The sequence below is a fragment of the Oricola indica genome (assembly GCF_019966595.1).
GTDB lineage: Bacteria > Pseudomonadota > Alphaproteobacteria > Rhizobiales > Rhizobiaceae > Oricola > Oricola indica.
In genome coordinates this window covers 1-14,195 of record NZ_JAINFJ010000018.1, presented here as the reverse complement: position 1 = coordinate 14,195, position 14,195 = coordinate 1, and the positions used below count along the sequence as shown (strand labels likewise).

The following is a 14,195-nucleotide window of genomic DNA, read 5'->3' as shown; positions in this document are numbered from 1 at the left end:
GCGTCTCCCCGAAATGTTCGTTCAAGCCACTTTCGAGCGCCCGGCTTGTTGGCGGTTGGCATGTTGCCGCTCTGGTGGCGCGCGACCTGTTCGGCGCCATCACCTGGCTCACCTGGACAAGAGATCGATCATCACCGGCCAGTGATCGGAGACGCCCGTTCCCGCCACCGGGTCGAACCGCTTTGTCGATACGAAGCCCTCTCCGCTTGCTTCGAGTTGCTCACCACTTACAACGACCGTTCGGAACGAGCCGAGATTGGCAAACCATCCCGACATCGAGCGTTGCTCCGCCAGCATGTTCTCGGTCACCAGAAAGAAGTCGAGAAACGACCAGGTGAACCAGGTTCCGAAACTGCGCTCCCGATGCTTGTTCGTCCCGGGCTCCGCGCATCCGGCCATCACCTCGGGCGGGACGCCCCATTTGCCGAAGCGCACAGCACGTTCGAAGAGGTCGCCCTGCGTTTCGGAGCAATTGAGATTGAAGTCGCCGCCGGCGATCGCCAGCGCATCCGAAGGGAGAGCATTGCGCACCTCGTTGAGCGTCCGCAGCGCATGTTCGCGGCAGATGAACGGATTGCCGCCGGAAGGCAGGTGAACGCCGAAGACATGCAGCGTCTTGCCGTCCGGCAGAGTGAGGGGTGCCTCAATGATATCCCGCGTGCCCCGGCAAAGCTCGGTATCGTCACCAAAGTCGACGGGGTGCGCCGTCGCCGGGGCCGCCAGCGGCAGCCGGCTGGCGATCGCCACGTCGATACCCCGGTCGCTCGTCACCGAGGTCGAGTCGAGTTGGACCAGGGTCTGATAACGCCGGATAGCAGGCAACGCATCGTTCAGACGCGAGACGATCACCGGGTTTTCGGTTTCCGGCATGATCAGAATATCGGGAAAGGGTGCCGCGGCCGCGATCACGCCGGCAAGGGCGCCGATCTTCCGGTCGAGAACCGTTTCGCTCCAGTCGAGATTGATGCACTGCTCGGCATAGAAGTCGATGTCGTTGTTGGCCCTACAGTTGGCCTCATGATCGGGATCCGCCTGTTTGACACTCAAGGGAAGATAAGTGTCGTCGCCGGTATTGGCGGGGTCATCCTCGGTGTCGAACAGGTTTTCGACGTTGAAGGCCATCACTGTGACCCGATGAAACTCCTGAGCAAAAGTCGCGCCGGACAGAACGAGGATTGCAGGAATCGTTGCAAGTATTGTTTTCCACATCGAAGCGCCCCTCCAAGTGTTCGACCTTCTTTTCGATTGTACGGCAACTTAGCTGCAATCATATCGGGTGTGTGTCAGAAGCAGAGTCTCGTGCCCGATCGGGCTGATGAGGCTGGGCGTCGCCCTGCGGGCCGGGCTGTTGGCAAAGCTGAAGCCCGCAAGCGGTCTTCCCCCATCCGGGCTTCCATCCCTGACGCGGGGGCGGACGGAAGGATTGCAGAGCAACGGGAAGACTCCTGGTGCCGCTTGCGCGCGGCGGCCGGCAAGGGAAGCGGACGCCGCTTTTGGCCCCGAAACATGCGACCCGGCACAAATGCCGGCTTGCCAGAAGCGCCCTTGTCCTGCCTTGCTCTTCGCGGCCTCCGGGTTTCGCCCCGAAAAGTGAGGGCGCAAAACCCGGAAAGAGGACCGCGCAGGACGCGGAAAAGAGAATGGAAAAAGCAGACCTGGAAGAGCTGAGGGGAAAGGTCGCCTGCGGCGCCGTGCTGGAAACGGCTGGCTTTGCCGTCGACGTGAAGGAAAGCACGCGCCGCGCGGTCAAATACCGCCGCGGCGACGACATCATCATCGTCATCCATGACGGCCAAGGGTGGTTCGATCCCCTCTCGGAGGCCAAGGGCGACGTCTTTCGCCTCGTAGAACACCTCGACGGCCTACCCTTCGCGGCCGCGCTCTATGTCGTCGCCGACCTGGTCGGCTTCGTTCCTTCAGAACCGGAATGGAAGCGGCAATCGCGCGAGCGCGCGCCCGACCTGACCATCCCCGAACGCTGGAACGCGCGGCGCAAGCCTTGGCGCGGATCAGCCACATGGCGCTATCTGCGCGATGAGCGTGACATTCCCGAAGCGATTCTGAGATCTGCCATCACCCAGGCTATCCTGCGCGAAGGCCCCCGGGGCAGCATGTGGGCGGCGCATCGCGATCGCACGGGCGCCGTGACCGGATGGGAAGAGCGCGGGCCGGACTGGCGCGGTTTTGCGACCGGTGGTGCGAAAGTGCTTTTCCGGCTCGGGCCCGTCGATGGGCCGCGACTTTGCGTTGCCGAGGCGGCGATCGACGCGATGAGTCTCGGCGCGCTCGAGGGGCTGAGGCCCGATACGCTCTATCTCAGCACCGGAGGCGGCTGGTCGCCGGCGAGCTCCGAGGCTTTGCTCGATCTCGCCATTCGGGCAGACGCCCTCCTGGTCGCGGCCACCGACAATAATGCGCAAGGGGAGACCTTTGCCGCGCGGCTCGAGGCGCTCGCCGCCGATGCCGGTTGCGGGTTCGTGCGGTTGCGGCCGGAGCTGGAGGACTGGAACGAGGATCTGAAGGCAAGAAGACGAAAGAAGGATGGAAGGGAGGAGAAGAGGGATGGCTGCCGCATGCCCGCCGTCCGCCTCAAGGGTGAAGCTCCGCCCGGCTGACGCCGGCCCTTGACCCGGCCGGACGGAGAGGCGGCCGCGGGGAGGGGTCCGGAAGGGCTGAAGAAGATGGTGATGCCGATGAGGGTGCGCCGCGCTCCAGCCCGGGACAGGCCCCAAAGGAGCCCGCCATGACCTCTCCCATCCGTAAGATCCATTTCGGAATCGCCGACCGCCATCAGATGTTCAGATTATTCGACCGCCATGCGCAGCGACCCGACCGCTGGCAGACCGACGGAGCCAAGCTTTACGCCGGCGAGTGGTTTGAAATCGCGCAAGCCCAGCATGACTATATGCTGGAAATCCTGCCGCCGCTCTGGATGCGCGGCGAGATGTTCGCAATGCGCGAATTCCTCACCGGCAATATCACCAGCGTCTTCTATACGCTCAGCATCAACGGCGTGACCCGGTACTTCCACGCCTATTGCGATCTGTCCGATCCGCGCTCGCCCTATGAGATGCGCGACGCCATCGTCGAGCGGGAGCGCCGGCCGGACAAGGCGATGACCCGCGAAGAGCGGATCGAGCACATCTGGAGCGCTACGCACGACAAGTATCGCGGCTATGCCGGCGCCGAATTCCGGCCCGAGCATCGCGGCAAGCGGACTGTCATCGTCTATGGCAAGCCGGGCACGCGGTTCGAACTGCTCGAGAGCCTCACCGATCAGCAGATCTCGGAAAAGCTGCCGGTGCATCTGCGCTACCTGCCGCGCGCGCAAGCCGCGTGAGGTGGGCCATGTTCACATTTCCGATTCTTGCGGTGCGCAAGGTCATCGCGCGCGGCGAAGAGGATGCCGCGGCCAATGGCGGTTTCCGCAATCCCTATTACGGCACTCGTCCGGGAGAGGGCGAGAAGCCCGGCTTCTGGCTCGTTGGCGACGAGGGCGTCTACATCATCTCCAACGGCAAGCTCGCCGAGGGCCAGAAACCACTCGTGGTCTATTCGACCGAATGCCATCCGAAGGGCGATACCGACTGGTGGGATTACAAGCGCCGGCATTTCGGCGGCGATGACGGCATCGAGTTCATCGATGCCGATCTACTGGTTCCGAGCTTCAACCGCAGCTTCGGGATCACCCATCTCGGCATCCAGCTCACCGAGAACGACATCTCGTTCTCGCTGATCACCCGCTAACCCCTTTCTCAAATCCGCACGTCATTGACGCTGCCGGGTCTCCCGGCGGCGCGGCTTCGTGCGCCCGCATCACAGGAGACATCACTATGTCCGACCACGATCCTTTCACTCTCGATATGTTCGATAGCTCAGCCTTGTCCTCGGGGCTCGGCCTTGGCGTTACCGCCTTTGCCGACGGTCCGGCAATCGAACCCGACAAAGATGTTCCGCCGCCGGCGGCACCGGCCAACCGGTTCAAGAACCGACAGGCCGCCGAAGCCACCGAGCGCGGCAGCAACTTTCATCTTTCCGGAAGCCGTTCGTTGGCCAAGGGTTGGAAAGCCCGCGCACGCGACAATCTCGAAGCGATTGCCCTTGCCGCGGCGATCGCGGCCGAGCACCGGCCCGCGACGCGGGAGGAGCAGGCGCGCCTCATCCGGTTCACCGGATTCGGCGCGTCCGATCTCGCCAATGCGATCTTCACCCGGCCCGGGGAGGAGGGGTTCCGCAAGGGATGGGAAGACCTCGGCGAAGAGCTGCAGGAGGCCGTGACCGAGGCCGATTACGCCTCGCTCGCCCGCTGCACGCAATATGCTCATTTCACGCCGGAGTTCATTATCCGGGCGATCTGGAAGGGTCTCGAACGGCTCGGCTGGCGCGGCGGCCGCGTCCTCGAACCGGGCATCGGCACGGGGTTGTTTCCGGCCCTGATGCCGGAGGCGCTTCGTGAAGCCGCCTTCGTGACCGGTGTCGAGCTCGATCCGGTTACCGCGCGGATCGCCCGCCTCCTTCAGCCGGTCGCCCGCATCATCGAGGGTGATTTCGCGCGCACCGACCTGCCGGCGCATTTCGATCTGGCGATCGGCAATCCGCCGTTTTCTGACCGGACCGTAAGGTCCGATCGCGCCTACCGGTCGATGGGTCTGCGTCTGCATGACTATTTCATCGCCCGGTCGATCGATCTTTTGAAACCCGGCGCGCTGGCCGCCTTCGTCACCTCGTCCGGGACGATGGACAAGGCGGACCCCACGGCGCGCGAACACATCGCCAACTCGGCCGATCTTATCGCCGCGATCCGTCTGCCCGAAGGCAGTTTTCGCGCCGATGCCGGCACGGATGTGATCGTCGACATCCTGTTCTTCCGAAAGCGCAAGCCGGGTCAGCCGCAGGGCGACGCGAGCTGGCTGGACCTTGCGGAGGTCGTTCCCGCCACCGAAGACAGCGAGGCCATCCGCGTCAACCGCTGGTTCGCAGAGCATTCAGACCATGTGCCCGGCCGCCACGCGACCACATCCGGTCCCTTCGGCGAGACCTACACCTGCCTGCCGGGTGAGGGCGATCTCGAAGCTGACCTGGAAGATGCCATTCTCTCTCTTCCGGACGCCATTTATGACGGTGAGCCCGCCGACATCGATGTCGAACTCGAACTTGGGACGAGCCTGACCGATGCCGTCAGACCCGAGGATGCACATGTCCGCGAGGGCAGCTTCGTCTTCGATACGTCGAGGGGCTTGATGCAGGTGCTCGACGGCCAGCCCGCTCCGGTTCCCGTCCGCAAAGGACGGTCCGGTGAGGGGTTTTCGGAAAAGCAGATCAACATCGTCAGGAAGCTGATCCCGGTGCGCGACGCGGTGCGCGCGGTTCTCAAGGCCCAGGAGACCGATCAGCCATGGCGGGACCTTCAGGTCAAGCTCCGCATCGCCTGGTCGAGCTTCGTGCGGGATTTCGGGCCGATTAATCATACCAGGGTGTCGATCACGGAGAACGATGCGTCGGGGGAGACCCGCGAAACACATCGCCGCCCCAACCTGCAGCCTTTCCTCGACGATCCCGATTGCTGGCTGGTCGCCTCCATCGAGAACTACGACCTCAATACGGATACCGCGAAGCCCGGGCCGATCTTTACCGAGCGCGTGATCGCGCCGCCGGCACCTCCGGTCATCACGAATGCCGCCGATGCCCTTGCCGTCGTCCTCAGCGAGCGGGGCCATGTCGATCCCGACCATATTGCCGAGCTGCTGCACGAAGACAGCGAAACCGTCATCGAGGAACTCGGCAGCGCGATCTACCGCGATCCCGCCGACGGCTCCTGGCAAATGTCCGACGCCTATCTCTCCGGTCCGGTGCGCGACAAGCTGGCGATCGCCGAGGCCGCCGCCGAGCTCGACCCGGCCTACAGCCGCAATGTCGAGGCGCTCGAAGCCGTACAGCCGGCCGATCTCAGCCCGTCCGAGATCACCGCACGGCTCGGTGCCCCGTGGATTCCCGCTTCAGATGTCGTCGACTTCGTCAAGGAGACGATGGGCACGGACATCACGATCCGACACATGCCGGAGCTCGCCTCCTGGACGGTCGATGCGCGAATGCTGGCCTACCGCGCGGAGGGAACCTCGGAATGGGGCACGAAGAGGCGGCATGCCGGCGAACTGCTCGCCGATGCCCTCAACAGCCGTATCCCGCAGATCTTCGATACAGTGAAAGACGGCGACAGCGAGCGCCGGGTCCTTAATGTCGTCGACACCGAGGCGGCCAAGGAGAAGCTCACCAAGATCAAGACCGCTTTCCAGACATGGGTCTGGTCCGATCCCGACCGCACCGACCGGCTGGCACGGGTCTATAACGATACCTTCAATAACATAGCGCCCCGATCCTTCAACGGGGACCATCTGAAACTTCCGGGCGCCTCAGGCGCCTTTGTTCTTTATGGCCACCAGAAACGCGGCATCTGGCGGATCATCTCGTCGGGCGCGACTTATCTCGCCCACGCCGTCGGCGCCGGCAAGACCATGACCATGGCGGCCGCCATCATGGAGCAACGCCGGCTCGGCCTGATCTCGAAGGCCATGCTGGTCGTGCCCGGCCATTGCCTGGCGCAGGCCGCCCGCGAATTCCTGGCGCTCTATCCGACGGCCCGCATTCTGGTCGCTGACGAGACGAACTTCACCAAAGACAAGCGCCATCGCTTCCTGTCGCGCGCCGCGACAGCCAACTGGGACGCGATCATCATCACCCATTCCGCCTTCAAGTTCATCGCCGTCCCCGCCACCTTCGAGAAGCAGATGATCGAGGATGAGCTTGCGCTCTACGAGGAGCTGCTCACCCGGGTCGAGAGCGACGACCGGGTGTCGCGCAAGCGGCTCGAGCGGCTGAAAGAGGGAATGCGGGACCGGCTGGAATCGCTGGCGACGGTCAAGGACGATCTCCTGACGATTTCCGAGATCGGCGTTGATCAGATCATCGTCGACGAGGCGCAGGAGTTCAGAAAACTCTCCTTCGCCACCAACATGTCGACGCTGAAAGGCGTCGATCCGAACGGCTCGCAGCGCGCGTGGGACCTCTATGTGAAATCCCGGTTCATCGAAACAAAGAACCCGGGCCGCGCGCTCGTGCTGGCGTCGGGCACGCCGATCACCAATACGCTCGGCGAAATGTTCTCGGTGCAGCGCTTCCTCGGATTCGATGCGCTGAAGGAACGCGGCCTGCACGAGTTCGATGCCTGGGCCTCGACCTTTGGCGATGTGGCGACCGAACTCGAACTGCAGCCGTCGGGCAAATACAAGCCCGTCTCGCGCTTTGCCACCTTCGTCAACGTGCCGGAACTGATCGCCATGTTCCGCTCCTTCGCCGATGTCGTGCTGCCTGAGGACCTGAAGCAATATGTGAAAATCCCCGCCGTCTCGACGGGCAAGCGGCAGATCGTCACCGCCAAGCCGACCGACGACTTCAAGCTTTATCAGCAGGTCCTCGAGGCACGCATCAAGGCCATTGAAAAGCGCGAGGGACCGGCCCAGCCCGGTGACGACATACTGCTTTCCGTCATCACCGACGGACGCCATGCGGCGATCGATCTTCGGCTGGTCGATCCCGACAATGATAATGAGCCCGACAACAAGCTCAACAAGCTGATCGAGAACAGCTTCCGCATCTGGCGCGAGACGGGTCAGAACGAATATCTGAGCCGCGACGGAAAACCCTTCGATCTGCCCGGCGCAGCGCAGATGATCTTCTCCGATCTCGGGACGATCAGCGTCGAGAAATCGCGCGGCTTCTCCGCCTATCGCTGGATCCGCGACGAGCTCGTCAGGCTCGGCGTTCCGGCCTCCGAGATTGCCTTCATGCAGGATTACAAGAAGACCGAGGCGAAGCACCGGCTCTTTGCCGACGTCAATGCCGGCAAGGTCCGCTTCCTGATCGGGTCGTCCGAGACGATGGGCACTGGTGTCAACGCGCAGCTTCGCCTCAAGGCGCTCCACCATCTCGACGTACCCTGGCTGCCCTCCCAGATCGAACAGCGGGAGGGCCGCATCGAACGGCAGGGCAATCAGCACGACGAGATCGACATCTTCGCCTATGCCACCGAAGGCTCGATGGACGCGCAGATGTGGCAGAACAATGAGCGCAAGGCCCGGTTCATCGCCGCCGCGCTCTCCGGCGACACCTCCGTGCGCCGGCTCGAGGATCTCGGCGAGGGCCAGGCCAACCAGTTCGCCATGGCCAAGGCCATTGCCTCCGGCGATCAGCGCCTGATGCAGAAGGCGGGGCTGGAAGCTGACATTGCCCGGCTCGAACGCTTGCGCGCGGCGCATCGCGACGATCTCTTTGCCGTTCGCCGCCAGATCCGCAATGCCGAGCGCGACATCGACCATGATACGCGGCGCATTGCTGAGATCGGCAAGGATATCGAGCGCAGGATTCCGACCGCCGGCGATGCTTTCACCATGACGGTCGGCCAACAATCCTTCTCCGAGCGCAAGCCCGCCGGCCGCGCCCTGATGAAGGAAATCATGACGCTCGTGCATCTGCGGGAGGAAGACGAAAAGACCATCGCCAGGATTGGCGGCTTCGATCTCGTCTTCTCCGGCCAGCGCTTCGGCAACGACGAATTCCAGTATGACGTCGCGCTCGCACGAACCGGCGCGGAAACCGACATCGATCTCGCCCTGACCGTCACGCCGCTCGGCGCGGTCTCTCGCATCGAGCATATCCTCGCAGGTTTCGAGGACGAGCGGTCGCACTACCGCTTCCGGCTCGACGACGCCAAGCGCCGGTTGGCGTCCTACCAGTCCCGCCAGGGCGGGGAATTCGGCTTTGAGCACGAGCTTGCCGACAAACGCCGGCAGCTCGATGCCATCGAGGCCGATCTGGCGGATGAGGTGCTGAAGGAGGGGAAGAAAGCCATGGAGGCGGCCTAAGGAAGAAAAGAACGGGAGGGGGACCGGTCGCAGATCGGTTGGACCGGAGACGCTGGCGCTCAACCGCCGCCTGCGCCATCCCGGCCCGTCGTCCTTCGCAGGGCTTTGTGAGCCCCGCTCGTCCGGCCGGGCAGGGACGCTCGGCCGCAGTTGCACCGGTCCGCCCGCTCCGCGGTCCCGGGGATGTCTTCGAGAAGAAGACGAGAAAGGGAGCCGGCGGCATGCCGGACCCACAACCGTGAACAGGAGCTTCCCATGCATATCATCAAGATCGACCCGCGCGCGCTGAAGGACAATCCCGACGACGCCCGCAAGTCCAAGTCCACGCCGCAGGGCGATGCGCTGCTTGCCGCGACCATAAAGGCCGTCGGCATCATCCAGCCGCCCGTGGTTTCTCCCGAAGCCGACGGCGGCAATGGTTTCATCATCCAGGCCGGTCATCGCCGCACCAGGGGCGCCATCGCGGCAGAGCTCGAGGAGATCGAGGTCATCGTGACCGATCCGGCCGAGGATGGCGGCGCCATGCGCTCCATGGTCGAGAACATCGCCCGCGAACCGCTCAATCCGGTCGATCAGTGGCGCGCCATCGAGCGGCTGGTCGCGCTCGGATGGACCGAGGAAGGCATCGCCGCTGCGCTGTCCCTATCGGTCCGCCAAATCAAGAAGCTCCGGCTTCTCGCCAATGTGCTTCCCGCCATGCTCGACCAGATGGCGAAGGGCGACATGCCGGACGAGCGGCAGCTCAGGACGATCGCCGCCGCCTCGATTGCCGAGCAGAAGGAGGTCTGGAAGGCCCACAAGCCTAAGAAGAACGAGACCACGACCTGGTGGTCGGTCGCCAACGGCCTCTCCAAGACCCGCATGTATGCGCGCGACGCCAGCTTCGACGACGAGCTGGCGCAGGCCTACGGCATCGCTTGGGTCGAGGACCTCTTTGCCCCGGCGGACGAGGACAGCCGCTATACAACCGATGTCGAGGCTTTCCTTGGCGCCCAGCAGGAGTGGATGACCAACAATCTGCCCAAGAACGGCATGATCACCGAGTCCAACAATTGGGGGCAGCCGGAATTGCCGAAGAAGGCAGAGCGCGTCTACGGCAAGCCCAAGAAGTCCGACCATACGGCCATGTATCTCGACCGTGAGGGCAAGGTGCAGTCGGTCGTCTACCGGATGCCCGAGCCGAACACGGCGAAAGGCAAGGGTGGGGATGGCGGCGCCGTCGCGCCGGCGCAGCGCCCCGATGTCACCCAGAAGGGGCAGGACATGATCGGCGATTTCCGCACCGACGCGCTGCACGAAGCGCTTCAACGCGCACCGATCGAGGACGACACGCTGATGGCGCTGCTCGTCATTGCCTTTGCCGGTCAGAATGTCCGCGTCGATAGCGGGTCAGGCAATACGGGGTCGTTCCGCAGCCAGATCGCGCCCCATGCCGCGATGCTCGTCGATGAAACCGGCAATCTCGCCTTCGACCAGGACACGCTCCGCGTCGCGGTCCGCTCGGTGCTGATCGAAGTGCTGTCGTGCCGCCGCAACATGTCGAACAGCGGCATCGTCTCGCGGATCGCCGGCAGCGTCGTCGGAGCCGACAGCTTCCTGCCCAATATGGGGACAGAGGAGTTCCTTCTGTGCCTGTCCCGGCAGGCTCTCGAGGCTGCTTGCACGGACACGTCGGTCCTGCCGCGTAACAAGGTTCGCGACACCCGCGCAGCGCTCGTCGAACACTTCCAGGAGGAACGCTTCGTCCATGGGTCGGCGCTGTTCGCGCCAGACGCCAACGAACTCGCCGACTGGAAGGCCCACAACGAGATCGTCGAGGACGAAGACGCCGGAGACCCCGATGGCTCCGTCGAGGATCCGGAGGAGGGCGACATCGACCCGGATGCCGTCTCCGAAGGTTTCCGCGAAGCCGCCGAATAGCGGTCTTCTTCCTTCCGAACGCATTTCACGCCGCCGGCTTCGTCCGGCGGCGTTTTCGTTTCCAATCAGTCCAACAGGAGGGCATCACACATGTCCGCGCAACTGATCTTCGACACTGCACCGCTCGGTGCGATCATCCGCTATTCCGACGGAACGCCGCGCCCGCCAGAGCGTCACCGCAGGAAACTTGCCGACTGGAAAAACCGCAATGGGGCCGGTCGGCTGATTTGCAAACGTGCCGCCGTCGAGCGCGGCACGCACACGATCCCCGCTTCCTTCACCCTGCATGAGGGCGATTACGGGTCGAATGGGACGATCGTCATGCGCGTCCACAAGACCTTCGATGTGAATTCGCCGCGCACATTCACCGTGCGGAAGCTGCCTGAACCCGGTTCGGTCCTTGTCATGAGCCGGCCGGGCGAGCTGGGTGAGCTCGTTCATCTCGCCGCAAACCCTAGCGCCGCCGAAGACTGGCTCACCAGGCACGGCTATCCCGAAGCCGAACTGCAGGATGTCACTTCGCCGGCACCCGATGCAGGGAGGGCGGCGTGAGTGTCTCCGGGAGAATAGCCCTACTCTCTCGGATGGAAGCAGCGCACCGCCAGACGAAGGCGCATCTCGAACTGATCGAACGCCAGATATCGGCCAGGGCGGAACGCATGACCACGACAGCCAAGGCGAAGGCCCGAAGACATCCCCGCGGGGGATCGCGCTGGACGCGGTCGGATGAAACCATGTTCAGGGCCTGCGTCGACCAGTTGAGCTTCGAGCGGCGCGGTGAAATCGATGCCCTTAGTCGAAAGCTCATGCGACAGGAGCGCGCGACTTGCGCCGTCAGGGCAAAGACCACCCGCAACGGGCCGACTGCCAAAGCGGATGCGCAAGCCCTATTGTGACGGCAGGAGCGTATGCCCCGGGCCACGGTCATTTCCTTCACATTGGGCGCCGGTGGAAAGCCACCCCTGCCGGCCTCCCTTCGGTTCTGGTCGCGGTCGTAAACCGGCGGCCAGAGCCTTCAAGGCCGCTGACGCGCCGCGGAGCGGCCGCACGCACCATCCTCGCCAAACCGGCCCCGCGGGACTGCGCGAGGGCTTGATAAGCCCTGCTGGCCCGCAGGACAGGTTCGCTCGTCTTGGTCCGTGCGGACCCTGAAGCCCCCGTCTTTCCGCCGGTTTCTTTTGCCCGCGCCCGAAGGGAGGGCCGGCAGGGGCCGGCTCGAGCCTTCGGTCAAACCGTAAAGGAAAGGACCTCACATGACCACCAACGCTCGTCCGTCCCGTCAATCCGGCAAGATCGTCCAGCTCCGCAAGGGCGCTTCCCTCGAAATGGTCCGGCTCGCCTGCCCCGACAGCGCCCAGGCCTCCCTCATCTCCGAAAGTTTCGGCCTTCCCGTCATCGACAGCGACGGTATCCGCGATCTCCACCACCAGATCATCGTCGACACGGCCGAGTCCCTGAACGAAGGCCTCGGCGACCGCGCCATGCAGATCCACCTGCAGCGCATCGTCGGCTCCTATGTCGGTTCCGCTCATGGCGCCGGCCAGTTCTACTCCCGCGCGGTCTCGGAAGCTCGGGACGCGACTGCGAAGTCGGCCAACGATACCCGCGACGAGGATCTCGACGGTCCTGTCGGGTTCGACAGCAATGCTCAACGCAAGCGCGAATTCGCGGCCGACATGGGCATTCAGGCCCATGCGCTCCGCTGTGCGGCCGAGGGCGTCGTGACCGCCTATGAAGAAGTCGTCGGCGAAGCGTGGAAGCCCTTCCAACGCCAGGTCGAAAATCCTGGCCAGACGGTCGATCGCAAGGCGGCTGAACTGCAGATGGCGGCTCTCGGGTGAGCCGCTCGGGCGGAGCTTTGGCTCCGCCCGATATCGCCTTACCTTAACGAATCTGAGCCGAAAATCAGCCCATTTTCATCGGACCAAACATCCCGCTCTCCGCCGTCGCCATATAGATTTTCTTCATCGCGAAAGCCGTGTCCTGACTGACGAAGGGTGATGACCTACTGCCAAGGGGCGCGCCCAGCATGTAGGGCTGAAGTGGTCCCGGAAATTCGGACAGGCAGTTAAGGTGTATCCCAAACCTTTTGGAGGGATACGAGATGGCGGAACGCCGGAAGTTTTCAGATCAGTTCAAAGCGAAGATCGCGCTCGAAGCGTGGCGCGGCGACAAAACGATCCAGGAGTTTGCCGCCAAGCATCAGGTTCATCCGAACTAGGTCAGCACTTGGAAGCGACAGGCTGTTGAGGGCATAGCGGATGTGTTTGCGCGAGGTGGCCAACCGGAAGGCCTGAGCGAGGCGGAGGTGAAAGAACTGCACGCCAAGATCGGAAGGCTGGCCGTCGAGAATGATTTTTGTCGCAAGGGCTCAAGCGATGAGCCCGGTCGAGAAGAAATCGATGATCGTGCGGGATCATCCCTGCTTGACCGTCAGCCAGCAATGCCGGCTGGTGAAGCTGAGCCGATCAACCTTCTACTACGCCCCGATCGGGATCGACGACGAAACGCTGGTGGAGATTACGGCGATCGACAAGGCCTTCACGAAGTATCCCTTCTTCGGCAGCCGACAGATCGCGGCATATCTGCGCCGTGACGGCATCCGCATCGGCTCGCATCGTGTTCGACGGCCGCCTAATGCGGATCATGGGCCTTGAGGCGATGTGCAAGCGGCCGAAAACCAGCCAACCGCATTAGGCGGCCGTCGAACACAATGCATGCCGACTTCTGCATCGAGGCGCTGAAGGAGGTCCTTGTCCGCTTCGGCACGCCCGAGATCATGAATACAGATCAAAGGTCGCAGTTCACCGGATCGGCCTGGGTCTCCGCGCTGACCGATGCTGGCGCGCGCATCTCAATGGATGGACGCGAACGTTGCATGGACAACATCTTCATCGAAAGGCTCTGGCGATCCCTGAAGCAGGAAGCGATCTATCTCGAAGAACTGACCGACGGCTTCAAGGCCCTTAGCGTCATCCGCGATTGGATAAACTTCTACAATACCGAACGCCCGCATTTGAACGCAGAACGCCCACGGACGCATACTGGCACGGTCGAGATGAGAAACTGACGGCATGAAACCCAACCCGGATACACCTTAACTCAGCCGCCAAACTGTCCGGAAAACCGGGACCACTTCAACCCGTGTCAGCAAAATCGTCGCTGGAGCGTGATATTGATCGCTTCAATCGCGACTACCAAGCCGATAACGGCAAGTGTGACGCTCGCCGCCTTGTCGTACTGGAATGAGCGCACATAGGTCTGGATGTAGAACCCGATACCGCCCGCACCGACGATGCCTAGGATCAGCGACTCGCGCAGGTTTAGTTCGAATCGGAAGATGGTGTCGCGGGCGAC

At 63.3% G+C, this 14,195-nt stretch carries 13 protein-coding genes; 11 read left to right on the top strand and 2 right to left on the bottom strand.

What is annotated here, in order from left to right:
* Nucleotides 1–108: 108 nt before the first annotated feature.
* Nucleotides 109–1,122 carry an endonuclease/exonuclease/phosphatase family protein gene (locus LC343_RS23450; protein ID WP_223479584.1) on the bottom strand — a complete coding sequence of 338 codons (1,014 nt, stop codon included), beginning with the start codon at nucleotides 1,120–1,122 and terminating at the stop codon, nucleotides 109–111.
* Between the two features lie 518 nt (nucleotides 1,123–1,640).
* Here LC343_RS23450 and LC343_RS23445 point away from each other — a divergent pair.
* The 11 genes from LC343_RS23445 (at nucleotide 1,641) to LC343_RS23395 (ending at nucleotide 13,908) form a co-directional block, all read left to right on the top strand.
* Entirely contained in the window at nucleotides 1,641–2,615 is a 975-nt protein-coding gene (locus tag LC343_RS23445) for a DUF3991 and toprim domain-containing protein (RefSeq protein WP_223479583.1), read from the top strand.
* A gap of 128 nt (nucleotides 2,616–2,743) precedes the next feature.
* Nucleotides 2,744–3,340, top strand: a complete 597-nt coding sequence (locus tag LC343_RS23440) for a DUF1419 domain-containing protein (RefSeq protein ID WP_223479582.1) — start codon at nucleotides 2,744–2,746, stop codon at nucleotides 3,338–3,340.
* 8 nt (nucleotides 3,341–3,348) lie between these two features.
* Complete coding sequence (locus LC343_RS23435) at nucleotides 3,349–3,747, top strand: DUF3085 domain-containing protein (protein WP_127601110.1); 399 nt, start codon at nucleotides 3,349–3,351, stop codon at nucleotides 3,745–3,747.
* 86 nt (nucleotides 3,748–3,833) lie between these two features.
* Complete coding sequence (locus tag LC343_RS23430; RefSeq protein WP_223479581.1) at nucleotides 3,834–8,918, top strand: DEAD/DEAH box helicase family protein; 5,085 nt, start codon at nucleotides 3,834–3,836, stop codon at nucleotides 8,916–8,918.
* A 255-nt stretch (nucleotides 8,919–9,173) separates the two neighbouring features.
* Nucleotides 9,174–10,838 carry a ParB/RepB/Spo0J family partition protein gene (locus LC343_RS23425; RefSeq protein ID WP_223479580.1) on the top strand — a complete coding sequence of 555 codons (1,665 nt, stop codon included), beginning with the start codon at nucleotides 9,174–9,176 and terminating at the stop codon, nucleotides 10,836–10,838.
* 90 nt (nucleotides 10,839–10,928) lie between these two features.
* Nucleotides 10,929–11,390, top strand: a complete 462-nt coding sequence (locus LC343_RS23420; protein ID WP_223479579.1) for a hypothetical protein — start codon at nucleotides 10,929–10,931, stop codon at nucleotides 11,388–11,390.
* Nucleotides 11,387–11,734: a hypothetical protein gene (locus tag LC343_RS23415; protein WP_223479578.1), complete on the top strand. Its 348-nt coding sequence runs from the start codon at nucleotides 11,387–11,389 to the stop codon at nucleotides 11,732–11,734. The genes LC343_RS23420 and LC343_RS23415 overlap by 4 nt, the downstream gene beginning before the upstream one ends.
* Before the next feature lie 357 nt (nucleotides 11,735–12,091).
* The gene (locus LC343_RS23410; RefSeq protein ID WP_223479577.1) at nucleotides 12,092–12,679 is read left to right on the top strand and encodes a hypothetical protein; all 588 of its coding nucleotides are present in this window, start codon (nucleotides 12,092–12,094) and stop codon (nucleotides 12,677–12,679) included.
* A gap of 263 nt (nucleotides 12,680–12,942) precedes the next feature.
* Nucleotides 12,943–13,059 (top strand): transposase, encoded by a 117-nt coding sequence (locus tag LC343_RS25405; protein WP_223479576.1) that lies wholly within the window; start codon nucleotides 12,943–12,945, stop codon nucleotides 13,057–13,059.
* Between the two features lie 181 nt (nucleotides 13,060–13,240).
* Nucleotides 13,241–13,495 (top strand): IS3 family transposase, encoded by a 255-nt coding sequence (locus tag LC343_RS23400; protein ID WP_223479575.1) that lies wholly within the window; start codon nucleotides 13,241–13,243, stop codon nucleotides 13,493–13,495.
* Nucleotides 13,496–13,551: 56 nt separating this feature from the next.
* The gene (locus tag LC343_RS23395; RefSeq protein ID WP_223479574.1) at nucleotides 13,552–13,908 is read left to right on the top strand and encodes an integrase core domain-containing protein; all 357 of its coding nucleotides are present in this window, start codon (nucleotides 13,552–13,554) and stop codon (nucleotides 13,906–13,908) included.
* 77 nt (nucleotides 13,909–13,985) lie between these two features.
* Here LC343_RS23395 and LC343_RS23390 read toward each other — a convergent pair.
* Nucleotides 13,986–14,195 (bottom strand): PhnE/PtxC family ABC transporter permease (locus tag LC343_RS23390; RefSeq protein ID WP_428982658.1); only part of this gene is annotated, 210 nt, incomplete at its 5' end.

Bases quoted from the DNA above. Each gene is read 5' to 3' on its own strand.
- LC343_RS23440 (WP_223479582.1), top strand. From the start codon at position 2,744: ATGACCTCTCCCATCCGTAAGATCCATTTCGGAATCGCCGACCGCCAT.
- LC343_RS23410 (WP_223479577.1), top strand. From the start codon at position 12,092: ATGACCACCAACGCTCGTCCGTCCCGTCAATCCGGCAAGATCGTCCAG.
- LC343_RS23425 (WP_223479580.1), top strand. From the start codon at position 9,174: ATGCATATCATCAAGATCGACCCGCGCGCGCTGAAGGACAATCCCGAC.
- LC343_RS23430 (WP_223479581.1), top strand. From the start codon at position 3,834: ATGTCCGACCACGATCCTTTCACTCTCGATATGTTCGATAGCTCAGCC.
- LC343_RS23450 (WP_223479584.1), bottom strand. From the start codon at position 1,122: ATGGCCTTCAACGTCGAAAACCTGTTCGACACCGAGGATGACCCCGCC.
- LC343_RS23400 (WP_223479575.1), top strand. From the start codon at position 13,241: ATGATCGTGCGGGATCATCCCTGCTTGACCGTCAGCCAGCAATGCCGG.
- LC343_RS23445 (WP_223479583.1), top strand. From the start codon at position 1,641: ATGGAAAAAGCAGACCTGGAAGAGCTGAGGGGAAAGGTCGCCTGCGGC.
- LC343_RS23395 (WP_223479574.1), top strand. From the start codon at position 13,552: ATGCATGCCGACTTCTGCATCGAGGCGCTGAAGGAGGTCCTTGTCCGC.
- LC343_RS23420 (WP_223479579.1), top strand. From the start codon at position 10,929: ATGTCCGCGCAACTGATCTTCGACACTGCACCGCTCGGTGCGATCATC.
- LC343_RS23435 (WP_127601110.1), top strand. From the start codon at position 3,349: ATGTTCACATTTCCGATTCTTGCGGTGCGCAAGGTCATCGCGCGCGGC.
- LC343_RS25405 (WP_223479576.1), top strand. From the start codon at position 12,943: ATGGCGGAACGCCGGAAGTTTTCAGATCAGTTCAAAGCGAAGATCGCG.